Origin of the sequence: Corallococcus aberystwythensis (assembly GCF_003612165.1) — a bacterium.
Classification (GTDB): domain Bacteria; phylum Myxococcota; class Myxococcia; order Myxococcales; family Myxococcaceae; genus Corallococcus; species Corallococcus aberystwythensis.
This window is the reverse complement of record NZ_RAWK01000002.1, coordinates 73899-94767: the sequence shown is the minus strand read 5'-3', so window position 1 is coordinate 94767 and position 20869 is coordinate 73899. Positions and strand designations below refer to the sequence as shown.

Here is a 20869-nt window from a genome sequence, read left to right as displayed (position 1 = left end):
GCCAGCACCCGCGCGCCCGAAGATGTCGTTGAAGAGGTCCCCCAGATCCACGCCCTCGGTGCTGAAGGGGATGCCACCGCCCCCGCTGCCCCCGGCGGCCTGGGCGGCGCGGTACTGGCGGTAGGCCGCGGCCTTCTTCTCATCGAAGCCGATCTTCTCCGCGTCCTCGCCGAACTCGTCGTAGAGCGCGCGCTTCTTGGCGTCGCCCAGCACCTCGAAGGCGGTGTTGATGCGCTTGAACTTCTCCTCCGCACCCTTGTCGCCAGGGTTGACGTCGGGGTGGTGCTGGCGCGCCAGCTTCCGGAAGGCCTTCTTGAGGTCGTCCGCCGAGGCCGTCCGTGGCACGCCCAGAATCTGGTAGTAGTCGTCAGCCATAGGTCTTGAGGGTGGTGCAGTACCCGACAAGAGAGAACGTAACCAGCGGTGTGGTGAGCGCCAGCACGGGATGTCCGGACAGCACCGTGATGGTTACAGTCGCCGCACGATGAGGAAGCCCATGCCAGCGCCGCGCGCCCGCCGGAAGGCTCCCCTGTGGCTGGCGTGCGGGCTGCTCCCTGCTGCTCTGGGGACGGCCCTGGGGTCTGGAGCGACCGCCCACGCCACCCCACCGCCGCCTGCTCCTGCCGTGGAGGAGGGCAGGGTGGTGGACCGGGTCGTGGCGGTCATCGAGGGCCAGGTGCTCACCCAGAGCGAGCTGGAGATGGAGGCCCGGGTGGCGCTGATCCAGCGAGGGGCCGTGCAGGCCGCCGCCCAGCCGCTGGACGAGCAGACGCTCCGGGGGGCCCTGGAGCTGTCCATCAACCAGCGCCTCCAGGTCCTGAGCGCGGACCGCCTGCAGGCCTTTCCGGCGGAACCGGCGGAAGTAGGGGCCCGGCTGGACGCCTTCCGCGCGCGGCTGGGCGGGGAGGAGGCCCTTCAGCGCTTCCTCTCCCGGCATGACGTGGATCGGGATGCCCTGGAGGCCGTGCTGGCACGGGGCCTGCGGGCGGAGCGAATCCTCGACAGTCGGGTCCGGTTGAAGGCACAGGTGAGCGAGGCGGAGGTCCGTCACCACTATGACGCGCACCGGGACCTGTATCCCGGTGAGTTCGACCAGGCGGCGCGCACGGCCATCCGCGAGGAGCTGGTGCGGGCGCGTTACGGAGAGCTGGCGGCCCAGGCCCTGGCTGAAGTACGCAAGTCGGCGCAGGTGCGGCGGGTGGCGCCCTTCGCACGGGAGGCACGGCGATGAGACGGCTGCGGGAGGACGGGACGCCCGAGAAGGGGAAGGGCTTCCTCATCCGGCAGATGACCGTGGACGACATGCCGGCGGTGATGGCGCTGGAGAAGGCGTCCTTCAAGAACCCCTGGTCCACGGAGTTGCTCGGGCGCGAGCTCCAGCACGACTGGTCCACCATCCTCCTCGTGGAGGAGCCGAGGCCCGAGGGCGGCGTGGAACTGCTGGGTCTGGCCATCTTCTGGATCGTCCACGACGAGGTCCACGTCCTCAACGTCGCCACCGCGCCCGTGCACCGGCGCCGGGGCGTCGCGCGCGTCGTGATGGAGGAGGTCCTGCGCCGGGGCGTGGCGCGCCGCTGCTCCCTGGCCACGCTGGAGGTGCGCCGGGGCAACGAGTCCGCCCTCAACCTCTACCGCTCGCTGGGCTTCCGGCCGGTCGGCATCCGCCCGAACTACTACGTGGACGAGGGCGAGGACGCGATCGTGATGGTCCTCGACTTCTAGGGGCGGAAGAGAGTAGAGCGTCCGGCCGTCGTCGCAGTCCCAGGTTTTTCGGGTGTGAGGGGAATGCACCCGGGTCCTCTGGCCGGTTCTGGGCCAGGGGCAAGCCATGCTTGACACCCGGGGGGCCCTCCCTATACTCGCGGGCCTTTTGTGTAGCCTGTAGGTAGATATGCTCCGCTCCGTGTAGCCGGAAGCGGGGTCCCCACGAAGAAGAGGTTTCAGTGCCGACCATCAGCCAGCTCGTCCGCAAGGGCCGCGAGAAGCTCAATATCAAGGGCAAGAGCCCTGCCCTGAAGGAGTGCCCCCAGAAGCGCGGTGTGTGCACGCGCGTCTACACCACGACCCCGAAGAAGCCGAACTCGGCCCTCCGCAAGGTGGCCCGCGTGCGTCTCACCAACGGCATCGAGGTCACCTCCTACATCCCCGGCGTGGGTCACAACCTCCAGGAGCACTCGGTGGTCATGATCCGCGGTGGCCGTGTGAAGGACCTCCCGGGCGTTCGCTACCACATCATCCGCGGCACGCTGGACTCCGTGGGCGTTGCCGGTCGCAAGCAGAGCCGTTCGAAGTACGGCGCCAAGCGCCCCAGCTGATCCGGTTCCCCCGCGCGTCGTTAGCGCGGAACACCTTCGCGGTATCTGAAGCAGTGTTGGACGCTGGCCCCACACCCTGGGGAGTGTCCCTGGAAGTTCCAAGCAGTCGTTCTTGAAGCCCCTGAACAAGGCTTCCCTCGGATTGAGGGGAGTGGGGCGTAAGGGAAGAGATGCCTCGTCGTCGCGTAGTCGCCAAGCGGAAGATTCTCCCGGATCCGAAGTTCCAGGACCGGCTCGTCACCAAGTTCGTCAACGACCTGATGCGCAAGGGGAAGAAGTCCATCGCGGAGGGCGTGTGCTACGGCGCCTTCGCCCTCATGGAGGAGCGCGCGAAGGAAGATCCCCTCAAGACGTTCAAGAAGGCCCTGGACAACGTCAAGCCCGTCCTCGAGGTGAAGAGCCGCCGCGTCGGTGGCGCCACCTACCAGGTGCCCGTGGAAGTCCGTCAGGACCGCCGCGTCGCGCTGGGCATGCGCTGGATCATCTCCTACGCCAAGGCGCGTGGTGAGAAGACCATGCAGGAGAAGCTGGCCGGCGAGATCATGGACGCCGCCAACAACCGCGGTAACGCGGTGAAGAAGCGTGAAGACACGCACAAGATGGCGGAAGCCAACAAGGCCTTCGCTCACTACCGCTGGTAGGTCCCGAAAGGGGCTTCGCGGTTGCCGCCCGGATGCGCTGCCAGCGTCCGGGCGGTTTTGTTTGTCAGCCCTGGCAGCAGTCCAAGAGACGTCCGGAAGGAACCGAGTCATGGCCCGTGAGTTCCCCCTCGAGCGCTACCGCAACATTGGCATCATGGCGCACATCGATGCCGGCAAGACGACCACCACCGAGCGGATCCTGTTCTACACAGGCGCCATCCACAAGATGGGCGAGGTGCACGAAGGCACCACCACCACGGACTGGATGGTCCAGGAGCGCGAGCGCGGCATCACCATCACCTCCGCGGCCATCAGCGCCTTCTGGGAGCGGACGGGCCAGCGCTACCGCGTGAACATCATCGACACGCCGGGCCACGTGGACTTCACCATCGAGGTGGAGCGCTCGCTGCGCGTGCTCGACGGCGCCATCGCCGTGTTCGACGCGGTGAACGGTGTGGAGCCGCAGTCGGAGACGGTGTGGCGTCAGGCGGACCGGTACAAGGTCCCGCGCATCTGCTTCATCAACAAGATGGACCGCGTCGGCGCGGACTTCGAGATGTCCGTCGGCACCATCAAGGAGAAGCTGGGCGCGCGTCCCGTGCGCATGCAGCTGCCGCTGGGCAGCGAGGACAAGCTCAAGGGCGTCATCGACCTCGTCCGCATGAAGGCGCTGGTGTTCCAGGACGCGGAGCAGGGCAGCCGCTTCGACATCGTGGACATCCCGGAGGACTACCAGGAGGCGGCCGCCACCGCGCGCGGAGAGCTGCTGGAGGCTGCGGCGGAGCAGGACGACGCGCTCACGGAGAAGTTCCTCAACGGCGACGAGCTGACCGAGGAGGAGGTGCGCGGCGCCATCCGCAAGGGGTGTGTCGGGCTGAAGCTGTTCCCGGTGTTCTGCGGCTCGGCGTTCCGCCACAAGGGCGTGCAGCCGCTGCTGGACGCGGTGGTGGACTACCTGCCCAGCCCGCTGGACATCCCGCCGGTGCACGGCAAGACGCCCAAGGGTGAGGACGCCATCCGCGAGACGCGCGACGACGCACCCTTCAGCGCGCTGGCGTTCAAGATCATGAACGACCCGTCCTTCTCCTCGCAGACGCTGACGTTCCTGCGCGTCTACTCCGGGAAGCTGGAGGCGGGCTCGGCGGTGTGGAACTCCGTGAAGGGCAAGCGCGAGCGCGTCAGCCGGCTCGTGCAGATGCGCGCGGACAAGAAGGACGAACTCACGGAGTGCTACGCCGGCGACATCTGCGCGGTGGTGGGCCTGAAGCTGGCGAGCACGGGCGACACGCTCTGTGACGACAAGCAGCAGGTCATCCTGGAGCGGATGGAGTTCCCCGAGCCGGTCATCGACATCGCCATCGAGCCGAAGTCCACCGCGGACCAGGACAAGATCATCCAGGCCCTCCAGCGGCTGGCCATGGAGGACCCGTCCTTCCGCGTGCGCTCCAACGAGGAGACGGGCCAGACGCTCATCGCCGGCATGGGCGAGTTGCACCTGGAAATCATCGTCGACCGCCTCCTGCGTGAGTTCAAGGTCGACGCGAACATCGGCAAGCCGCAGGTGGCCTACCGCGAGACGGTGACGGGGACGAAGGAGGCGGAGGGCAAGTACATCCGCCAGGCAGGCGGCAAGGGGCAGTACGGCCACATCAACCTGCGCGTGTCCCCGAACGAGCCCGGCAAGGGCTTCGAATTCGTCAACAGCATCACCGGCGGCGCCGTGTCCAAGGAGTTCGTGGACGCCGCGCGCGACGGCGCGAAGGAGGCCATGCAGAACGGCCCCGTGGCGGGCTACCCCATGGTGGACGTGAAGGTGGAGGCCTACGACGGCTCCATGCACGACGTGGACTCGTCGGAGATGGCGTTCAAGATCGCCGGCTCCATGGCCTTCAAGGACGCGGTCCGCGCGGCGAACCCGGTCCTGCTGGAGCCCATCATGGCCACCGAGGTCGTCACCCCGGAGGCCGCCATGGGCGACGTCATCGGTGACCTGAACGGTCGGCGCGGGAAGATTCTCGGCATGACGCCCCGGCCTGGCGGCGTGCAGGCCATCCAGGCGGAGGTGCCCCTGGCTGCCATGTTCGGGTACTCAACCGACCTGCGCAGCAAGAGCCAGGGAAGGGCGACCTACACCATGCAGTTCAAGCACTACGCACCGGCACCCAAGTCAGCGCTCAACCCGAGCTACTGACCTCCCGCCCGCAGGGGGAGCCGCCGGGCGAATTCTGTTGACGTTCCAGCGGCTTTGAAGCACACGCAGCACCCCTGGGAAGTTCTCTCGAAGTCCTATACCGCCGGGGTTGCACTGGCGGCGTCGTGAGGAGCGGTTCATGTCCAAGGAAAAGTTCGATCGCAGCCTGCCCCACGTGAACATCGGAACGATTGGGCACGTGGACCACGGCAAGACGTCGCTGACGGCGGCCATCACGAAGGTGCTGGCGAAGACGGGCGGCGCCACGTTCCTGGCGTACGACCAGATTGACAAGGCGCCGGAAGAGCGTGAGCGCGGCATCACCATCTCCACGGCGCACGTGGAGTACAAGACGAAGAACCGCCACTACGCGCACGTCGACTGCCCGGGGCACGCCGACTACGTGAAGAACATGATTACGGGCGCGGCGCAGATGGACGGCGCCATCCTGGTGGTGTCGGCGGCGGACGGCCCGATGCCCCAGACGCGCGAGCACATCCTGCTGGCGCGCCAGGTGGGCGTGCCCTACATCGTGGTCTTCCTGAACAAGGTGGACCTGCTGGATGACCCGGAGCTGCGCGAGTTGGTGGAGATGGAGGTGCGTGACCTCCTGAAGAAGTACGAGTTCCCCGGCGACAGCATCCCCATCGTCCCCGGCTCCGCGGTGAAGGCGCTAGAGGGTGACACCAGCGACATCGGCGAGCCGGCCATCCTGAAGCTGATGGAGGCGGTGGACGCGTACATCCCGACGCCGCAGCGCGCGACGGACAAGCCCTTCCTGATGCCGGTGGAAGACGTCTTCTCCATCGCCGGCCGTGGCACGGTGGCCACGGGCCGCGTGGAGCGCGGCATCATCAAGGTCGGCGAGGAAGTGGAAGTCGTCGGCCTGCGCGCGACGCAGAAGACGGTGGTGACGGGCGTGGAGATGTTCCGCAAGCTGCTGGACGAGGGCCGGGCGGGCGACAACATCGGCGCGCTGGTGCGTGGCCTCAAGCGCGAGGACATGGAGCGCGGCCAGGTGCTGGCGAAGCCGGGCAGCATCACGCCGCACACGAAGTTCAAGGCGCAGATTTACGTGCTGTCGAAGGAAGAGGGCGGCCGCCACACCCCGTTCTTCAAGGGGTACCGTCCGCAGTTCTACTTCCGCACCACGGACGTGACGGGCACGGTGAAGCTGCCGGACAACGTCGAGATGGTCATGCCGGGCGACAACATCGCCATCGAGGTGGAGCTCATCACCCCGGTCGCGATGGAGAAGGAGCTCCGGTTCGCTGTTCGTGAAGGCGGCCGCACGGTGGGCGCGGGCGTCGTGGCGGAAATCATCGCGTAGCACTCAGCCCACCAGCTCTCCGGAAGGCCTCTTGGGGGCAGTTCTGGGGAGCCGGTGGAAATCCAGTTGCAACCCATGGGGTGCGGTGGTACACACCGCGCCCCTTCGTTCCGAAGAAACGGTTCTCTGAAATCCAGGCGTTGACGGGCGTACCGCCTCACGGTTCCCAGAGGTCGTTCAAAGAGGTTCTTGCGAATGGCGACACAGAAGATCCGCATCCGGCTGAAGGCGTACGACTCGAAGCTCCTGGACCAGAGTGCTGGGGAGATTGTCGAGACGGCCAAGCGCACGGGCGCCAAGGTGGCCGGTCCGATCCCCCTGCCGACGCGCATCAACAAGTTCACCGTGTTGCGTTCGCCGCACGTGGACAAGAAGAGCCGCGAGCAGTTCGAGATCCGCACGCACAAGCGCCTGCTCGATATCCTCGAGCCGACCCAGCAGACGCTGGACGCGCTGATGAAGCTGGATCTGTCTGCCGGCGTTGACGTCGAGATCAAGTCCTAGGAAGCGGGATGGCGTCGGAGTGGTTTCACTCTGACCCCCGAGGAAAGTGCCATGGCGAAGTTTGACGTAGTCGACCTGGATTTGAAGAAGGTGTCGGAGATCGAGCTCTCCGACGAGATCTTCGGCGCCGAGCCGAACACCCACCTGTTCTATGAGGTGGCGAAGATGCAGCAGATCAACCGGCGCCGCGGCACGGTCGGGGTGAAGAACACCTCGCTCGTCAGCGGCGGCGGCAAGAAGCCCTGGAAGCAGAAGGGCACCGGCCGCGCCCGTCAGGGCTCGATCCGCGCTTCCCACTGGGTGGGCGGCGGCAAGGCGATGGCCCCCAAGGCCCGCGACTACTTCTACCGGCCGCCCCGCAAGGTCCGCCGCGGTGCCCTGCGCGCCGTGTTGTCCCTGCGCGCCCGGGAGAAGCAGCTCATCATCCTGGACGGCTTCAAGCTGGACGCCCCGAAGTCGAAGCAGGCCTTCGAGGTGCTCACGCGCCGCATGAAGCTCCAGAACGCGCTGGTCATCGACGAGCGTGGCAACACCAACCTGCACCGCAGCGTGCGCAACCTGGCGAAGTTCGACGTGCTGCCGCCCGAGGGTCTCAACCTCGAGTCCGTGCTCAGGCACTCGCACATCGTCCTGACTTCCGCCGCCGCGAAGGCGCTCGAGGGGTCCCTGTCATGAACCTGAACGACGTCATCAAGGGCCCGCTCATCACGGAGAAGCTGGACAAGGCCCGGGAGAAGTTCCGCCAGTACTCGTTCATCGTGGACCGCAAGGCCACGAAGCACGACGTGTCCCGCGCGGTCCAGTCCCTGTTCAAGGTCACGGTGGAGGGTGTTCGCACCAACATCGTGCGTGGCAAGACGAAGCGGGTGGGCAAGAGCATCGGCCAGCGCCCCAACTTCAAGAAGGCGGTCGTCACCCTCAAGGAAGGTGACAAGATCGAACTCTTCGAAGGGGGAGCGGTCTGACGCCACTGGCGTACAGATCCGCCTGAGAGGAACACACCATGGGCATCAAGAAGTACAAGCCGACAAGCGCCGCCCGCCGTCTGATGACGGTGTCCGACTTCGCGGACATCACCAAGGACTCGCCGGAGAAGGCCCTCACCGAGCCGCTCAAGCGCTCCGGTGGCCGCAACGTCCACGGCCACATCACCCGTCGTCACCAGGGTGGCGGTCACAAGCGTCGCTACCGCACAATCGACTTCAAGCGTCGTGACAAGGACGGCGTGCCGGCCAAGGTGGTGGCGGTCGAGTACGACCCGAACCGCACGGCCAACATCGCCCTCCTGCACTACGCGGACGGCGACAAGCGCTACATCCTGGCCCCCGTGGGCCTGAGCGTGGGCGACACTGTGTTCGCCGGCGCCACCGCCGACATCCGGCCGGGCAACAGCCTGCCGCTGCAGAACATCCCGGTGGGTACGGTCATCCACAACGTGGAGCTGAAGCCGGGCCGTGGCGCCCAGGTCATCCGCTCCGCGGGCACCTCCGGCCAGCTGATGGCGAAGGAGGAGCGCTACGCTCAGGTCCGTATGCCCTCGGGCGCCGTGCGCAAGGTGCTCATCGAGTGCCGTGCCACCGTGGGCCAGGTGGGCAACATCGAGCACGAAATCATCCGCATCGGTAAGGCGGGTAAGAGCCGTTGGCTGGGCATCCGTCCCACCGTCCGCGGTCTGGCCATGAACCCTGTCGACCACCCGCACGGTGGTGGTGAGGGTAAGTCCGGCCAGGGTAACCCGCACCCGGTGTCGCCGTGGGGCAAGAAGACCAAGGGCCTCACCACGCGCACCAACAAGCGCACCGACAAGTTCATCGTGAGTGGCCGCCGCCAGGGCGCGCGCAGCCAGTAAGAGGATTTGAAACATGGCTCGTTCGATCAAGAAGGGTCCGTTCGTTGACGATCACCTCCTCAAGAAGATCGAGGGGATGATCGCCGCGAACAAGAAGGCGGTCGTCAAGACCTGGTCCCGGCGCTCCACGATTCTCCCTGAGTTCGTGGGTCACACCTTCGCCGTGCACAACGGCAAGAAGTTCATTCCGGTGTTCGTGACGGAGAACATGGTGGGCCACAAGCTCGGCGAGTTCGCTCCTACGCGCACCTTCGGCGGGCACTCGGCGGAGAAGAAGGTCGCCAAGGCCCCGGGCAAGTAGCCCGTTCGCACGCCTGAGAGCCTGAGGAGATGACCATGGAGTCGACTGCACATCTGCGTCACCTGCGCATGAGCCCGCGCAAGCTGTCCCTCGTAGCGGCGCTCATCCGGGGCAAGCCTGTCGAGGCCGCCCTGAACATCCTGAAGTTCACCCCGCGCGCTGCTGCGCGGCCGGTGGAGAAGCTCATCAAGAGCGCCGTCGCCAACGCGACGGACCTGTCCAAGGGGCAGGTCGACGTGGATACCCTCTACGTCAAGACCATCTCCGTGGACCAGGCCGCCACCCAGCGCCGGTTCATGCCGCGCGCCATGGGCCGCGCGACGCCCATCCAGAAGAAGTCTGCCCACGTCCACGTCGTGCTGGCCGAGGCCAAGAAGTAGGACCCGTCGGGCCCCGCCCGGACGCACCAAGGAGATTCAGTTTGGGACAGAAAGTACATCCGATCGGGTTCCGGCTCGGCGTCATCAAGACCTGGGACTCCAAGTGGTTCGAGCACAAGAACTACGCCCAGTGGCTCCACGAGGACATCCGCATCCGCGAGTTCGTGAAGAAGTCGCTGAACCACGCGGGCGTGTCCAAGGTGGAGATTGAGCGCGCCGCCAACAAGGTGAAGGTCAACGTCCACACCGCGCGCCCGGGCATCGTCATCGGCAAGCGCGGCGCTGGCATCGAGACCGTCAAGAAGGACCTGCAGCAGTTCACCAAGAACGAGGTCTTCCTGAACATCGTCGAGGTCCGCAAGGCCGAGACCGACGCGCAGCTCGTGGCGGAGAACATCGCCACGCAGCTCGAGCGCCGCATCGCCTTCCGCCGCGCCATGAAGAAGGCGCTGCAGACCGCGATGAAGTTCGGGGCCAAGGGCATCCGCGTGGCCTGCTCGGGCCGCCTGGGTGGTGCCGAGATGGCCCGCTACGAGTGGTACCGCGAGGGCCGCGTGCCCCTGCACACCCTCCGCGCGGACATCGACTTCGGCTTCGCCGAGGCCAAGACGACCTACGGCAAGATTGGCTGCAAGGTCTGGATCTGCAAGGGCGAGGTCCTCCCCGGCAAGGGCGGCCAGGCCCCCATGCCCACCAACCGGTAAGACGCCCCAGTGGGGCGGGTTTAAGAGACCCGCCCTGCACGGAAGGCACGAAGGACATCGACCATGCTTCAGCCTGCTCGAACCAAATACCGCAAGATGCAGAAGGGCCGCATGTTCGGCTCGGCCCACCGCGGCAGCGACCTCACCTACGGTGAGTTCGGCCTGGTGAGCCTCCAGCCGGGTTGGATCACCTCGCGCCAGATCGAGGCGGCCCGTATCGCGATGACCCGCCACGTGAAGCGCGGCGGTAAGATCTGGATCCGGATCTTCCCGGACAAGCCCATCACGAAGAAGCCCGCCGAAACCCGTATGGGTACCGGTAAGGGTGGCGTGGAGTACTACGTCGCGGTCGTCAAGCCGGGACGCGTCCTCTATGAGATGGAGGGCATGACGCAGGAGATCGCCACCGGTGCGCTGAAGCTGGCGCAGGCGAAGCTGCCGGTGCTCACCAAGATCGTGCGCCGCAGCGAGCTTTCGCTGTAGTCACGCACCGCCGGGGCGGGTGCTCCACCTGATGACAGGGGAGGGCGCCCGCATCCCGCGCCGAGGAGACCAAGATGGCGACTGCCAAGGAACTGAAGGACCTGTCGACCGACGACCTGCAGAACCGCGCGAAGGAACTGCGCGACACGCTGGTCCAGGATCGGCTCAAGCGTCGGACCGGCTCGCTGGACAGCCCTGCCGAGGGCGTGCAGCACCGCCGTGATCTGGCCCGCATCCTCACCGTCCTGGGCGAGAAGGCCCGGGCCGCGAAGGCGGGGTAGTAGTAGCAGTGCATCCGCGGGCATCCGGGCTCACCCGGATGTTCGTGGCCATCCGGGCAGAGGGCCCGGGTGCATGACAGACAGTGAGAACCAACATGGCTGAAGCGACCGAAACGCCCGCTGCCGAGACCTCCACCCGGGGTCGTCCCAAGACCCGCGTGGGCATCGTCACCTCCAACAAGATGCAGAAGACGGTGGTCGTCACCGTCCAGCGTCGTGCTCCCCATCCGAAGTACGGGAAGATCATGAGCCTGCGCGAGAAGTACAAGGCGCACGTCGAGGATCACGACTACCCGAAGAAGGTCACCATCAACGAGGGTGACCGGGTGCGCATCGCCGAGACCAAGCCCGCTTCGAAGGACAAGCGTTGGCGCGTGGTCGAGGTGTTGGAGAAGAGCAAGAACGTCTAGGTAGGCCACACCGCGTCCGTGCGTCATGAAGCGCGTGGACGGGTTCGAGCAAGAGGAGACTTCACATGATTCAGATGCAGAGTGTGCTCGATGTGGCCGACAACTCGGGCGCCAAGAAGGTGTTTTGCATCAAGGTTCTCGGCGGCTCCAAGCGCAAGTACGCCTCTATCGGCGACGTGATTGTCGTGTCGATCCGCGAGGCCCTGCCCAACTCCAAGGTGAAGAAGGGTGACGTGGCCAAGGCCGTCATCGTCCGCACCCGTCGCGAGGTGGGTCGTGCGGATGGCAGCTACATCAAGTTCGACGGCAACTCGGCGGTCCTCATCAACAAGGACCTGGAGCCCATCGGGACGCGCATCTTTGGGCCGGTCGCCCGTGAGCTGCGTGCCCGCAAGTTCATGAAGATCATCTCGCTGGCGCCCGAGGTCCTCTAAGAGGACGCAGGCCTGACGGCGAACAGCCAGAGTGAGGAAGCCATGCAGAAGCTGAAAGTCGGTGACACCATCCAGGTCATCTCCGGGTCTGAGCGCTCGGAGAAGACGCCGGCGACCAAGCGCGGCAAGGTGCTGAAGGTTGACCGGGAGGCGGGCCGCGTGACGGTCGAGGGCCTGCGCCTGGTCAAGCGCCACATGCGCAAGACGCCGCAGAGCCCCGAGGGCGGCATCATCGAGAAGCCGGGTACCATCGCGCTCTCGAACGTCCAGGTGGTCTGCGCCAAGTGTGACAAGCCGACGCGCGTCGGCATCCGCAAGGAGGGAGAGTCCTCCAAGCGGTTCTGCAAGCAGTGTGACGCCCTGATTGACTAGGGGTCGGTGTTCGGGCATGTATGCGCGCCCCTTGCCCCACCTCGTGGTGGAGCAAGCGGGCGTGCACGTCCAGAGAGCTGAAATGGTTGAGCTCTCCGGGTGTTTCCACGTTCTAGACGCAGGACTGATCGGACGCGCTGGGTCCATGACGGCGCCCCGAAGCAGGGGAATGAAAGATGGCTGACGAGAAGAAGGCCGACTCGAAGGAAAAGAAGAGCAAGAAGCGCGGCAAGGAAGAAGCCAAGAAGGTCGGCTTCGCCGCGAACATCGAGGAGGGCCTAAAGGCCCGCTCGGCGCGGCTCAAGGACCGCTTCCGTTCGGAAGGCGTGCCCGCGCTGATGAAGGAACTGGGGCTCAAGAACCCCATGGAAGTGCCGCGGCTGGAGAAGATCGTCGTCAACATGGGTCTGGGCGAGGCGCTCGCCAACAACAAGATCCTGGAGTCGGCGGTGGACCAGCTGGCCGCCATCACGGGTCAGAAGCCGGTCGTGACGCGTGCGCGCAAGTCCATCGCGAACTTCAAGCTGCGCCAGGGCCAGGCCATCGGTGCCGCCGTCACGCTGCGCGGCGACCGCATGTTCGAGTTCATGGATCGCCTCATCACCGTCGCGCTGCCGCGCGTGCGTGACTTCAAGGGCGTGTCCCCGAAGGCCTTCGACGGGAAGGGTAACTACACGCTCGGCGTCCGCGAGCAGATCATCTTCCCGGAAATCAATTACGATCAGATCGAGAAGGTGAAGGGGCTCAACATCAGCTTCGTCACCACCGCCCCGAACGACGAGCAGGGACTGGCGCTGATGCGTCACTTCGGCATGCCGTTCCGTCAGTAGGACCGAGCCCAGGACTCCCATCGATCATGGCCAAGCTCTCCAAGATTGCCCAGGCGAAGCGCAAGCTGAAGTTCCCCGTGCGTCAGTACAACCGCTGCCCGCTCTGCGGTCGTCCTCGCGCCTTCCTGCGCAAGTTCAAGATGTGCCGTATCTGCCTGCGTCACCGCGCCCTGCGTGGTGAGATCACCGGCGTCACCAAGTCGTCCTGGTAGACGTTGGACCCCGGTGGCCGCCCCTGTCCTGAAGAGGGCAGGGCGGTACCCGGTTGAAGTAGAAGGGAAGTGGCGGTCGTCGCGAACCCCCGGGATGGGCCCGGCAGGCGCGGTGGCCGCGAGCGCGGTGTGTCCCTAGGGGGACCGCTGCTTTGCTTGAAGGTGCTTCATGCCGGTCAATGATCCCGTCGGCGACATGCTGACCCGCCTGCGCAATGCCTCACGTGCGCGGCACGACAAGGTTCTCATTCCCCACTCGAAGCTCAAGGTGGAGATCGTCAAGGTCCTCAAGGACGAGGGCTACATCGGGGATTTCACGATCCACGAGGTCGCACCGCAGAGCGAGATCACCGTCCAGCTGAAGTACGGCCCGGACCGCAGTCCGGCCATCACCGGCATTCGCCGCGTGTCGAAGCCCGGCCTGCGCCGCTACGTCGCGGTGCGCGACATCCAGCCGGTGCTCGGCGGCATGGGCATCTCCATCCTCTCCACCTCGCGCGGCATCCTGGTGGACACCGAGGCCCGGAAGCAGAAGGTCGGCGGCGAGCTGCTCTGCACGGTCTACTAGCCAGGAGCCTGGGTGAGGCGCTCCGCGAGGAGCGCGCCCCGGGCGACGACAGCACGAGGCAATCATGAGTCGGATTGGAAAACTGGCGATCAAGCTTGGCGACAAGACGAAGGTCAACGTCGCCAACCAGCAGGTCAACTTTGACGGCCCCAAGGGCAAGCTGTCCGTCAAGCTCCCCGCCAAGGTGAAGGTGGAGGTGAAGGACGGCCAGGTGACGGTGCAGCGTGAGGATGACTCGCGCGAAGCCCGTAGCCTGCACGGCCTCACGCGGACCATCCTCGCCAACGCGGCGAAGGGTGTGTCCACGGGCTTCGAGCGGCGCCTGGACATCCGCGGCGTTGGCTTCCGCGCGGAAGTGAAGGGCAAGGCCATCCACTTCTCGCTCGGCTACTCCCACCCGGTGGTGTTCAACCTGCCGGAGGGCGTGACGGCGGAAGTCGACAAGGTCTCCCGCACCGAGGACAGCCTTCCCACGGTGGGGCTCACGCTCCGCTCGGCGGACAAGGAAGCCCTGGGCGCCACGGCGGTCAACATCCGCTCGCTGCGTCCGCCGGAGCCCTACAAGGGCAAGGGCATCAAGTACTCCGAGGAGCGCATCCGTCGTAAGGAGGGCAAGACCGGTACGACCTAGTCGTCGCCGCGTCTTCGCCGAGCATTCAACCCCGCCGGGCCTTGAAGCCTGGCGGAATCATCCGGTGGCGGAAGGCCGCATCGCCGCCGGACGGAAAAGGAAGCAGCCATGTCCAAGACTGTCGAGCAGCGCCTCAAGAGGAAGAACCGCATCCGCAAGAAGCTCTCGGGTACCACCGAGCGCCCGCGGCTTACGGTGTACAAGAGCCTCAAGCACATCTACGCGCAGGTGGTGGACGACTCCACCGGCCGCACGCTGGCGTATGCGTCGTCCCTGTCCAAGGAGCTGAAGGGCAAGGACGAAGGCGACAAGAAGGCCGACGCGAAGCGCGTGGGCTCCCTCATCGCGGAGAAGTGCAAGGCCGCCAACGTCGATGCGGTGGTGTTCGACCGCAACGGCTTCCCCTACCATGGGCGCATCGCTGCCGTGGCCGACGCCGCGCGCGAAGCCGGCCTGAAGTTCTAGGTACCAGAAAGGAATTCCTCAAGTGGCAACTCCGATCAATCCGAACGATCTGGACCTGACCGACCGCGTGGTGAACATCAACCGCGTGGCCAAGGTGGTGAAGGGTGGCCGCCGTTTCTCGTTCGCCGCGCTCGTCGTGGTGGGCGATGGCAACGGGCACGTGGGCGTGGGCCTGGGCAAGGCCAACGAAGTCCCCGAGGCCATCCGCAAGGGCGGCGAGAACGCGAAGAAGAACCTGTTTCGCGTTCCGCGCATGGGCCACACCATCCCGCACGAGATCCTGGGGCACTTCGGTGCCGGCTGGGTGCTCCTGAAGCCGGCCTCCGAAGGTACGGGCGTCATCGCCGGTGGCGCGGTGCGTGCGGTGCTGGAGGCGGCGGGCATCCGCAACATCCTGACCAAGAGCCAGGGTTCGCGGAATCCGCACAACGTGCTGAAGGCCACGGTGGCGGGCCTGAAGCTGCTGCGCAGCGCCGAGCAGGTCGCGCGGCTGCGTGGCAAGGACGTCGAGACCCAGAAGCTCGCGGGCGAGGCGAGGGGCTAGTCATGGCGCTCAAGGTTAAGCTGACGAAGAGCTTCTCGGGTTCTTCCGAGGACATGCTGGCCACCATCAAGGGCCTCGGTCTGAAGAAGTTCGGCGACGAGCGGCTGTTGAAGGACACCCCGGCGGTGCGCGGCATGGTGTTCAAGGTGAAGCACCTGGTCTCCCTGGAGACGGTCAGCCAGGAGGCTCCGGCGCCCAAGCGCCGCAAGCCCCGGAAGATTGTCGCCCGGGACCGCGCCCTGGAGCGCCTGGCCGCCAAGGCCAAGGCCTGAGAACTGAGGATCCATCATGAGCATCCTGACCAATCTGAAGCGCCCTGAGGGCTCCTGGCACCGCAAGAAGCGCGTGGGCCGTGGCCAGGGTAGCGGCCTGGGCAAGACGGCCGGCCGCGGCGGCAAGGGCCAGAAGGCCCGTTCCGGCAACATGCGGTTCGAGGGCTTCGAAGGCGGCCAGAGCCCGTTGCAGCGCCGTCTGCCGAAGTTCGGCTTCAACCCGCCCAACCGCACCACCTACGCGGTGGTGAACCTGGGCGACCTGGAGCACGTGTTTGATGCGGGCGCCACGGTGGACGAGGCCGCGTTGAAGGAAGCGGGCCTTGTCAAGGGCCGTTATGACGGCGTGAAGGTCCTGGCCCACGGCGAGCTCGCCAAGAAGCTCACGGTCCGCGTGAACAAGGTGTCCGCGGCGGCCCGCGAGAACATCGAGAAGGCGGGGGGCTCCGTGGAAGAGCTCCCGCTGGTGGCGCACAAGCCGGAGTCGGCCGCCAAGGCCCACGCCGGTAAGGGCGTCAAGGCTCCTCGCCAGCCCCGGACGTAGGCGTGACCGGCGCGCATCACGGTGATGTGGTGCGCGCCCCCAGCCTTGTGTAGGCTTCCGCGCCCCTTTCCGGAACCGGAGAGGGGCGTTTGTTGTTGCTGGCAGAACCTCTTGAAGAGGATGGCATTACCGTGGCCTTGAACGCCTTCGCCAACGTCTTCCGCATCGCGGAGCTGCGCAGCCGGCTTGCGTACACGCTCGTGCTGCTGTCCGTCTACCGCATCGGCATCTTCATCAACACGCCGGGCGTAGACCGCTCCGCGATGAACGCGTTCATGGACGCCCAGAAACAATCGGGCGGCCTGGTGTCGCTGTTCAACCTCTTCTCCGGCGGCGCGCTGGAGCAGATGTCCATCTTCGGTCTGGGCATCATGCCGTACGTGAGCGCCTCCATCATCATCCAGCTCCTGGCTGTGGTGGTGCCCAGCCTGGAGCGCCTGCAGAAGGAAGGCGCCGCGGGCCGCCAGAAGATCAACCAGTACACGCGCTACGGCAGCATCGCGCTGTCCATCGTGCAGGGCGTGGGCATCTCGCGGTGGCTGGCCTCGCTGGGCCGCTCCGACGCGGGGCAGGGTGGCTTCAACCAGGTGGTGGTGCCCAACGACAACCTGTGGTTCACCTTCATGACAGTGGTGAGCCTCACTGCCGGCACGGCCTTCATCATGTGGCTCGGCGAGCGCATCACCGAGCGCGGCATCGGCAACGGCATCTCGCTCATCATCTTCGCGGGCATCGTGGCGCGCGTGCTTCCCGGCGCGAAGACGCTGCTGGACCTGACGACGCAGGAAGTGGTGAACGTGGCCGCGGTGCTCGGCCTGCTCTTCTTCATGCTCCTCATCATCGGCGTCGTGGTCTACGTGGAGCGAGGCATGCGGCGCGTGCCCATCCAGTACGCCAAGCGCATGGCGGGCCGGCGCATGTTCGCGGGCCAGGCCACGTATTTCCCCATGAAGGTGAACGCCTCGGGCGTGATTCCCCCCATCTTCGCCGGCGCGGTGCTGTCCTTCCCGGCGACGCTGGGCGCGTGGTTCCCGTTCCTGCAGGGCTTCCAGCGCAGCATCGAGGGCAACCTCTGGGTCTACAACGGCCTCTTCGTGCTGCTGGTGGTGTTCTTCTCGTACTTCTACACGGCGCTGACCTTCCGGCCGGATGACGTGGCGGACAACATCAAGAAGCAGGGTGGCTACATCCCCGGCATCCGCCCGGGCCGCCAGACGGCGGAGTTCATCGAGCGTACGCTCAATCGGCTCACGTTCGGTGGCGCCATCTACCTGGCCATCATCTGCGTGATTCCGTCCGTGATCAGCAGCGTGCTGGGTGTGCAGTTCACCTTCGGCGGTACGGCGCTCCTCATCGTGGTGGGCGTGGCGCTGGACACGGTGCAGCAGATCGAGGGCCACCTCATCAGCCGCAACTACGAAGGCTTCGCGGGTCCGCGCGGTCCGCGCATCCGCGGTCGGGTCCGCGTGGCGGCCTGACAGCGGTCGGTTGTGTTCCGGGCGCCTCTCCCCAATGGTGGGGAGGGGCGCCTCGTCGTTCAAGGGTGGACGCAGGTGCAAAGGAGCGACATGAACCTCATCCTCTTGGGGCCGCCGAACGCCGGGAAGGGAACCCAGGCGAAGAAGCTCTATGCGGACTTCCAGATCCCGCAGATCTCCACCGGCGACATCCTGCGCAAGGCCGTGAAGGATGGCACGCCGCTGGGCAAGGTGGCCGGGCCGCTGATGGCCGCAGGACAGTACGTCCCGGACGATGTCGTCATCGGCATCGTGGAGGAGCGGCTGAAGGAGCCGGACGTGGCCAAGGGCTTCGTGCTGGACGGCTTCCCGCGCACTCCTGGTCAGGCGGACGCGCTGGACAGGATGCTGGAGCGGCTTGGCAAGCAGCTGAACGCCGTGGTTTCGCTCGAGGTCCCGCATTCGACGCTGGTCGAGCGCGGCTCCGGCCGGCGTGTGTGCCCCAACGACGGCTCCGTCTTCCACGTCACCCAGAGCCCTCCGAAGCGCGCCGGCTTGTGCGACAAGTGCAGCACGGAACTCGTGCAGCGCCCGGATGACACGCCAGAGGTCATCGAAAAGCGCCTGCAGAAGTACGACGCGGAGACGTCCCCCTTGAAGAACTTCTACGCGAACAAGGGGCTGCTCAAGAGTGTGGACGGTGTCGGGTCTCCGGAGGGCATCTACGAGGAGATCAAGAAGGCCGCCGGCCGTCCTGCCTGAATCCGGGCCAGGCAGAAGGGCGAGGGCAGAGCCGGTCTGGACTGCCATCCCACCGGTCGCGGGTTCCCGACAGAGCATGGGTCGGTAGGGAAAGAGGCGCGTGAACCCGTTGGAAATCAAGAACCCGGACGAGATTGCCCTGATGCGGGAAGCGGGACGGATCGTCTGCGAAATCCTGGACGAGCTGGAGAAGGCCGTCGCCCCTGGAGTCTCTACATGGGACCTGGACGCTCTGGCCGAGAAGCTCATCGCCCAGAAGGGCGCCAGGCCAGCGTTCAAGGGCTACCACGGCTTCCCGGGTGTGCTTTGTGCATCCGTGAATCAGGAGGTGGTTCACGGCATCCCCAACCGGAAGCGCCGTTTGGCGGCCGGGGACCTGATGAAGTTGGATTTCGGGGTCGTCTACCGGGGCTTCTTCGGAGACTCGGCGCGTACGGTGCCGGTGGGGAAGGTGACGCCGGAGGCCCAGGCCCTGGTGGACGCCACCCGGCAGTGCTTGGAGAAGGCCATCCAGGTGATGCGGCCGGGTAACCGGATTGGCGACATTGGCCACGCGGTGCAGAGCCACGTGGAAGCGCGGGGATTCTCCGTGGTCCGGGACTTCGTCGGGCATGGCATCGGTCGGAAGTTGCACGAGCCGCCCCAGGTTCCCAACTTCGGGCAGGCGGGGGCGGGGATGAAGCTGCGGGCGGGCATGGTCCTGGCGGTGGAACCGATGGTGAACCAGGGAACGCCCGACGTGGAGGTCCTGGAGGACGAGTGGACGGCCGTCACCGTGGACGGCAAGTTGTCCGCCCACTTCGAGCACACCATCCTGATCTCGGAGCGGGGGCCGGAAGTGCTCACCCGGCGCTCATGAAAGGCCCCGGACACGGGGTGAAATAGAGTGATGTCAGTAGGTGTTGATAGAGGTCCAGATTTCAGATCGCGCGGCGCTTGCTACTTACGGACCAAAGTGTTATCCCGCCGCGCTTCCAGAAGGTTCGTGGTCCGGGAAGAAGGTTGACGCTTGCCGAAGGATGATTCCATCGAAGTCGAGGGGACCGTTATGGAACCCCTACCGAACGCGATGTTCCGCGTGGTGCTGGACAACGGCCACAAGGTGCTCGCGCACATCTCGGGCAAGATGCGGATGCACTTCATCCGTATCCTCCCGGGCGACAAGGTGAAGGTCGAGTTGTCGCCGTATGACCTGACCCGTGGACGGATCACGTACCGGGCCAAGTAATCCGCGCCGGCCGCTTGTGCGGACCGGCTGTTGTGCTTTTCTCCGCTGCTGAAGGAAGGAAGTTCGCTCCATGAAGGTTCGGGCGTCCGTCAAGAAGATCTGCGACAAGTGCAAGGTTGTCCGCCGCAAGGGTATCGTGCGCGTCATCTGCGCCTCCAACCCCCGGCACAAGCAGCGCCAGGGCTGAGAGTCCCCAGGGACTCTTAAGCCTCAGACCAACTCCAAAACGAAGGAAGACCGAAGATGGCTCGTATCGCCGGCATCGATCTGCCGCCCAACAAGCGCGCGGTGATCTCGCTCCAGTACATCTACGGGATCGGTAACAAGACCGCGCACGACATCATCGAGGCGGCGGGCATCGATCTCACCACCCGGACCAAGGACCTCACCGAGGACCAGGCTCGAAAGATCCGTGAGATCATCGAGGCCAACTACAAGGTCGAGGGTGACCTCCGGCGCGAGGTGACCATGAACATCAAGCGGCTGATGGACCTGGGTTGCTACCGGGGTCTGCGTCACCGCAAGGGTCTTCCGGTCCGCGGCCAGCGCACCCACACCAACGCGCGCACCCGCAAGGGCCCGAAGCGCGGCATCGTTCGCGCGAAGCCGGCCGCTCCGGCCCGCTAAACCCTCTGGCGCCCGCAGCCTCACCCCGTGTGAGGCGCGGGCGTTGATCACCTACTCCCAGGAGCAGCGATTCACATGGCTGACGAGATCAATACCGCCGCCGCGCCGGCCGGTGCCGAGGGTGGCGAGACCCCTGCGGCGAAGAAGAGCAAGCGCAAGGGCAAGAAGAACATCCTCAACGGCGTGGTCCACATCCAGTCCACGTTCAACAACACCATCATCACGATCACGGACGTGTCCGGGAACGTGATCTCCTGGTCGTCGGCCGGGGCGCGTGGCTTCAAGGGCAGCCGCAAGTCCACGCCGTTCGCGGCGCAGGTGGCCGCTGGCGACGCCGCGGCGAAGGCGATGGAGCACGGCCTGAAGACCGTGACGGTGTTCGTGAAGGGCCCGGGCGCGGGCCGTGAGTCGGCGCTGCGCGCGCTGGCCGCCGCCGGCCTGAAGATCAGCCTCATCCGCGACGTGACGCCCATCCCGCACAACGGCTGCCGTCAGCCCAAGCGCCGCCGCGTCTAATCACCGCTTCGGGCCGGG

Annotated in this window: 34 protein-coding genes; 33 read left to right on the top strand and 1 reads right to left on the bottom strand. The window is 65.9% G+C overall.

Features of this window, described 5'->3' with window-relative positions:
• Window positions 1-375: DnaJ domain-containing protein (locus D7W81_RS00815; protein ID WP_147445299.1), on the bottom strand; the 375-nt coding region annotated here is incomplete at its 3' end.
• A 265-nt stretch (window positions 376-640) separates the two neighbouring features.
• Here D7W81_RS00815 and D7W81_RS00810 point away from each other — a divergent pair.
• The 33 genes from D7W81_RS00810 (at window position 641) to rpsK (ending at window position 20851) form a co-directional block, all read left to right on the top strand.
• Window positions 641-1231, top strand: coding sequence for a hypothetical protein (locus tag D7W81_RS00810; RefSeq protein WP_244226896.1), 591 nt, complete (start codon window positions 641-643; stop codon window positions 1229-1231).
• On the top strand, window positions 1228-1722 hold the full coding sequence (gene rimI / locus D7W81_RS00805) for a ribosomal protein S18-alanine N-acetyltransferase (RefSeq protein WP_120553371.1): 495 nt from the start codon (window positions 1228-1230) through the stop codon (window positions 1720-1722). Before D7W81_RS00810 ends, rimI begins: the two co-directional genes overlap by 4 nt.
• A gap of 221 nt (window positions 1723-1943) precedes the next feature.
• A complete protein-coding gene (rpsL, locus tag D7W81_RS00800; RefSeq protein ID WP_014395857.1) occupies window positions 1944-2315 on the top strand; it encodes a 30S ribosomal protein S12 in 372 nt (123 codons plus the stop codon).
• Between the two features lie 170 nt (window positions 2316-2485).
• A complete protein-coding gene (rpsG, locus tag D7W81_RS00795; RefSeq protein WP_014395858.1) occupies window positions 2486-2956 on the top strand; it encodes a 30S ribosomal protein S7 in 471 nt (156 codons plus the stop codon).
• Between the two features lie 109 nt (window positions 2957-3065).
• On the top strand, window positions 3066-5147 hold the full coding sequence (gene fusA, locus D7W81_RS00790; protein ID WP_120553370.1) for an elongation factor G: 2082 nt from the start codon (window positions 3066-3068) through the stop codon (window positions 5145-5147).
• A 139-nt stretch (window positions 5148-5286) separates the two neighbouring features.
• A complete protein-coding gene (tuf, locus tag D7W81_RS00785; protein ID WP_120553369.1) occupies window positions 5287-6477 on the top strand; it encodes an elongation factor Tu in 1191 nt (396 codons plus the stop codon).
• Window positions 6478-6672: 195 nt separating this feature from the next.
• Window positions 6673-6981: a 30S ribosomal protein S10 gene (rpsJ, locus tag D7W81_RS00780; protein ID WP_002633608.1), complete on the top strand. Its 309-nt coding sequence runs from the start codon at window positions 6673-6675 to the stop codon at window positions 6979-6981.
• 51 nt (window positions 6982-7032) lie between these two features.
• Window positions 7033-7656, top strand: a complete 624-nt coding sequence (rplD, locus tag D7W81_RS00775) for a 50S ribosomal protein L4 (RefSeq protein WP_120553368.1) — start codon at window positions 7033-7035, stop codon at window positions 7654-7656.
• Entirely contained in the window at window positions 7653-7946 is a 294-nt protein-coding gene (locus D7W81_RS00770) for a 50S ribosomal protein L23 (protein WP_120523548.1), read from the top strand. The genes rplD and D7W81_RS00770 overlap by 4 nt, the downstream gene beginning before the upstream one ends.
• A gap of 38 nt (window positions 7947-7984) precedes the next feature.
• Window positions 7985-8830: a 50S ribosomal protein L2 gene (gene rplB, locus D7W81_RS00765; RefSeq protein ID WP_120553367.1), complete on the top strand. Its 846-nt coding sequence runs from the start codon at window positions 7985-7987 to the stop codon at window positions 8828-8830.
• 13 nt (window positions 8831-8843) lie between these two features.
• The gene (gene rpsS / locus D7W81_RS00760) at window positions 8844-9131 is read left to right on the top strand and encodes a 30S ribosomal protein S19 (protein WP_014395864.1); all 288 of its coding nucleotides are present in this window, start codon (window positions 8844-8846) and stop codon (window positions 9129-9131) included.
• Between the two features lie 35 nt (window positions 9132-9166).
• A complete protein-coding gene (gene rplV, locus D7W81_RS00755; RefSeq protein ID WP_014395865.1) occupies window positions 9167-9511 on the top strand; it encodes a 50S ribosomal protein L22 in 345 nt (114 codons plus the stop codon).
• Window positions 9512-9552: 41 nt separating this feature from the next.
• A complete protein-coding gene (rpsC, locus tag D7W81_RS00750) occupies window positions 9553-10215 on the top strand; it encodes a 30S ribosomal protein S3 (RefSeq protein ID WP_120523546.1) in 663 nt (220 codons plus the stop codon).
• 63 nt (window positions 10216-10278) lie between these two features.
• Window positions 10279-10698, top strand: coding sequence for a 50S ribosomal protein L16 (rplP, locus tag D7W81_RS00745; protein WP_014395867.1), 420 nt, complete (start codon window positions 10279-10281; stop codon window positions 10696-10698).
• Between the two features lie 74 nt (window positions 10699-10772).
• Window positions 10773-10979: a 50S ribosomal protein L29 gene (gene rpmC / locus D7W81_RS00740; protein ID WP_120532365.1), complete on the top strand. Its 207-nt coding sequence runs from the start codon at window positions 10773-10775 to the stop codon at window positions 10977-10979.
• 83 nt (window positions 10980-11062) lie between these two features.
• Window positions 11063-11389 carry a 30S ribosomal protein S17 gene (rpsQ, locus tag D7W81_RS00735; protein ID WP_169821648.1) on the top strand — a complete coding sequence of 109 codons (327 nt, stop codon included), beginning with the start codon at window positions 11063-11065 and terminating at the stop codon, window positions 11387-11389.
• Between the two features lie 65 nt (window positions 11390-11454).
• Window positions 11455-11823, top strand: a complete 369-nt coding sequence (rplN, locus tag D7W81_RS00730; protein ID WP_014395870.1) for a 50S ribosomal protein L14 — start codon at window positions 11455-11457, stop codon at window positions 11821-11823.
• 42 nt (window positions 11824-11865) lie between these two features.
• On the top strand, window positions 11866-12195 hold the full coding sequence (gene rplX, locus D7W81_RS00725; protein ID WP_120523543.1) for a 50S ribosomal protein L24: 330 nt from the start codon (window positions 11866-11868) through the stop codon (window positions 12193-12195).
• 176 nt (window positions 12196-12371) lie between these two features.
• Window positions 12372-13025, top strand: coding sequence for a 50S ribosomal protein L5 (gene rplE / locus D7W81_RS00720; RefSeq protein WP_120523542.1), 654 nt, complete (start codon window positions 12372-12374; stop codon window positions 13023-13025).
• A 26-nt stretch (window positions 13026-13051) separates the two neighbouring features.
• On the top strand, window positions 13052-13237 hold the full coding sequence (locus D7W81_RS00715) for a type Z 30S ribosomal protein S14 (protein ID WP_120523541.1): 186 nt from the start codon (window positions 13052-13054) through the stop codon (window positions 13235-13237).
• 169 nt (window positions 13238-13406) lie between these two features.
• Entirely contained in the window at window positions 13407-13805 is a 399-nt protein-coding gene (gene rpsH, locus D7W81_RS00710) for a 30S ribosomal protein S8 (protein ID WP_120553366.1), read from the top strand.
• Window positions 13806-13869: 64 nt separating this feature from the next.
• Window positions 13870-14436 (top strand): 50S ribosomal protein L6, encoded by a 567-nt coding sequence (gene rplF, locus D7W81_RS00705; RefSeq protein WP_120552130.1) that lies wholly within the window; start codon window positions 13870-13872, stop codon window positions 14434-14436.
• Between the two features lie 108 nt (window positions 14437-14544).
• Entirely contained in the window at window positions 14545-14901 is a 357-nt protein-coding gene (gene rplR / locus D7W81_RS00700) for a 50S ribosomal protein L18 (RefSeq protein WP_120523538.1), read from the top strand.
• A gap of 22 nt (window positions 14902-14923) precedes the next feature.
• Window positions 14924-15445, top strand: a complete 522-nt coding sequence (gene rpsE / locus D7W81_RS00695; protein ID WP_014395877.1) for a 30S ribosomal protein S5 — start codon at window positions 14924-14926, stop codon at window positions 15443-15445.
• Window positions 15446-15447: 2 nt separating this feature from the next.
• Entirely contained in the window at window positions 15448-15717 is a 270-nt protein-coding gene (gene rpmD / locus D7W81_RS00690; RefSeq protein ID WP_120532358.1) for a 50S ribosomal protein L30, read from the top strand.
• Between the two features lie 16 nt (window positions 15718-15733).
• Window positions 15734-16261 carry a 50S ribosomal protein L15 gene (gene rplO, locus D7W81_RS00685; protein ID WP_120553365.1) on the top strand — a complete coding sequence of 176 codons (528 nt, stop codon included), beginning with the start codon at window positions 15734-15736 and terminating at the stop codon, window positions 16259-16261.
• Window positions 16262-16392: 131 nt separating this feature from the next.
• Window positions 16393-17739, top strand: a complete 1347-nt coding sequence (secY, locus tag D7W81_RS00680; protein ID WP_120553364.1) for a preprotein translocase subunit SecY — start codon at window positions 16393-16395, stop codon at window positions 17737-17739.
• A gap of 90 nt (window positions 17740-17829) precedes the next feature.
• Window positions 17830-18480 carry an adenylate kinase gene (locus D7W81_RS00675; RefSeq protein WP_120553363.1) on the top strand — a complete coding sequence of 217 codons (651 nt, stop codon included), beginning with the start codon at window positions 17830-17832 and terminating at the stop codon, window positions 18478-18480.
• A gap of 100 nt (window positions 18481-18580) precedes the next feature.
• A complete protein-coding gene (gene map, locus D7W81_RS00670) occupies window positions 18581-19339 on the top strand; it encodes a type I methionyl aminopeptidase (RefSeq protein WP_120553362.1) in 759 nt (252 codons plus the stop codon).
• Between the two features lie 150 nt (window positions 19340-19489).
• Window positions 19490-19708, top strand: a complete 219-nt coding sequence (gene infA, locus D7W81_RS00665) for a translation initiation factor IF-1 (RefSeq protein WP_002614803.1) — start codon at window positions 19490-19492, stop codon at window positions 19706-19708.
• Window positions 19709-19778: 70 nt separating this feature from the next.
• On the top strand, window positions 19779-19895 hold the full coding sequence (gene rpmJ, locus D7W81_RS00660) for a 50S ribosomal protein L36 (protein ID WP_002633586.1): 117 nt from the start codon (window positions 19779-19781) through the stop codon (window positions 19893-19895).
• Window positions 19896-19951: 56 nt separating this feature from the next.
• Window positions 19952-20335, top strand: a complete 384-nt coding sequence (gene rpsM / locus D7W81_RS00655) for a 30S ribosomal protein S13 (protein ID WP_014395883.1) — start codon at window positions 19952-19954, stop codon at window positions 20333-20335.
• A 75-nt stretch (window positions 20336-20410) separates the two neighbouring features.
• The gene (gene rpsK, locus D7W81_RS00650; protein ID WP_014395884.1) at window positions 20411-20851 is read left to right on the top strand and encodes a 30S ribosomal protein S11; all 441 of its coding nucleotides are present in this window, start codon (window positions 20411-20413) and stop codon (window positions 20849-20851) included.
• Window positions 20852-20869: the final 18 nt, after the last annotated feature.

What these genes read in the sequence shown, in the direction of transcription:
- rpsG (WP_014395858.1), top strand. Translation starts at nt 2,486, where the DNA reads ATGCCTCGTCGTCGCGTAGTCGCCAAGCGGAAGATTCTCCCGGATCCG.
- rpsH (WP_120553366.1), top strand. Translation starts at nt 13,407, where the DNA reads ATGCCGGTCAATGATCCCGTCGGCGACATGCTGACCCGCCTGCGCAAT.
- rplP (WP_014395867.1), top strand. Translation starts at nt 10,279, where the DNA reads ATGCTTCAGCCTGCTCGAACCAAATACCGCAAGATGCAGAAGGGCCGC.
- rplF (WP_120552130.1), top strand. Translation starts at nt 13,870, where the DNA reads ATGAGTCGGATTGGAAAACTGGCGATCAAGCTTGGCGACAAGACGAAG.
- fusA (WP_120553370.1), top strand. Translation starts at nt 3,066, where the DNA reads ATGGCCCGTGAGTTCCCCCTCGAGCGCTACCGCAACATTGGCATCATG.
- rplN (WP_014395870.1), top strand. Translation starts at nt 11,455, where the DNA reads ATGATTCAGATGCAGAGTGTGCTCGATGTGGCCGACAACTCGGGCGCC.
- rplO (WP_120553365.1), top strand. Translation starts at nt 15,734, where the DNA reads ATGAGCATCCTGACCAATCTGAAGCGCCCTGAGGGCTCCTGGCACCGC.
- D7W81_RS00770 (WP_120523548.1), top strand. Translation starts at nt 7,653, where the DNA reads ATGAACCTGAACGACGTCATCAAGGGCCCGCTCATCACGGAGAAGCTG.
- rplR (WP_120523538.1), top strand. Translation starts at nt 14,545, where the DNA reads ATGTCCAAGACTGTCGAGCAGCGCCTCAAGAGGAAGAACCGCATCCGC.
- D7W81_RS00715 (WP_120523541.1), top strand. Translation starts at nt 13,052, where the DNA reads ATGGCCAAGCTCTCCAAGATTGCCCAGGCGAAGCGCAAGCTGAAGTTC.
- rimI (WP_120553371.1), top strand. Translation starts at nt 1,228, where the DNA reads ATGAGACGGCTGCGGGAGGACGGGACGCCCGAGAAGGGGAAGGGCTTC.
- rpmJ (WP_002633586.1), top strand. Translation starts at nt 19,779, where the DNA reads ATGAAGGTTCGGGCGTCCGTCAAGAAGATCTGCGACAAGTGCAAGGTT.
- rplV (WP_014395865.1), top strand. Translation starts at nt 9,167, where the DNA reads ATGGAGTCGACTGCACATCTGCGTCACCTGCGCATGAGCCCGCGCAAG.
- rpsK (WP_014395884.1), top strand. Translation starts at nt 20,411, where the DNA reads ATGGCTGACGAGATCAATACCGCCGCCGCGCCGGCCGGTGCCGAGGGT.
- rpsM (WP_014395883.1), top strand. Translation starts at nt 19,952, where the DNA reads ATGGCTCGTATCGCCGGCATCGATCTGCCGCCCAACAAGCGCGCGGTG.
- D7W81_RS00675 (WP_120553363.1), top strand. Translation starts at nt 17,830, where the DNA reads ATGAACCTCATCCTCTTGGGGCCGCCGAACGCCGGGAAGGGAACCCAG.
- rpsS (WP_014395864.1), top strand. Translation starts at nt 8,844, where the DNA reads ATGGCTCGTTCGATCAAGAAGGGTCCGTTCGTTGACGATCACCTCCTC.
- rpmD (WP_120532358.1), top strand. Translation starts at nt 15,448, where the DNA reads ATGGCGCTCAAGGTTAAGCTGACGAAGAGCTTCTCGGGTTCTTCCGAG.
- rpmC (WP_120532365.1), top strand. Translation starts at nt 10,773, where the DNA reads ATGGCGACTGCCAAGGAACTGAAGGACCTGTCGACCGACGACCTGCAG.
- rplX (WP_120523543.1), top strand. Translation starts at nt 11,866, where the DNA reads ATGCAGAAGCTGAAAGTCGGTGACACCATCCAGGTCATCTCCGGGTCT.
- rplB (WP_120553367.1), top strand. Translation starts at nt 7,985, where the DNA reads ATGGGCATCAAGAAGTACAAGCCGACAAGCGCCGCCCGCCGTCTGATG.
- rplE (WP_120523542.1), top strand. Translation starts at nt 12,372, where the DNA reads ATGGCTGACGAGAAGAAGGCCGACTCGAAGGAAAAGAAGAGCAAGAAG.
- rpsJ (WP_002633608.1), top strand. Translation starts at nt 6,673, where the DNA reads ATGGCGACACAGAAGATCCGCATCCGGCTGAAGGCGTACGACTCGAAG.
- tuf (WP_120553369.1), top strand. Translation starts at nt 5,287, where the DNA reads ATGTCCAAGGAAAAGTTCGATCGCAGCCTGCCCCACGTGAACATCGGA.
- rplD (WP_120553368.1), top strand. Translation starts at nt 7,033, where the DNA reads ATGGCGAAGTTTGACGTAGTCGACCTGGATTTGAAGAAGGTGTCGGAG.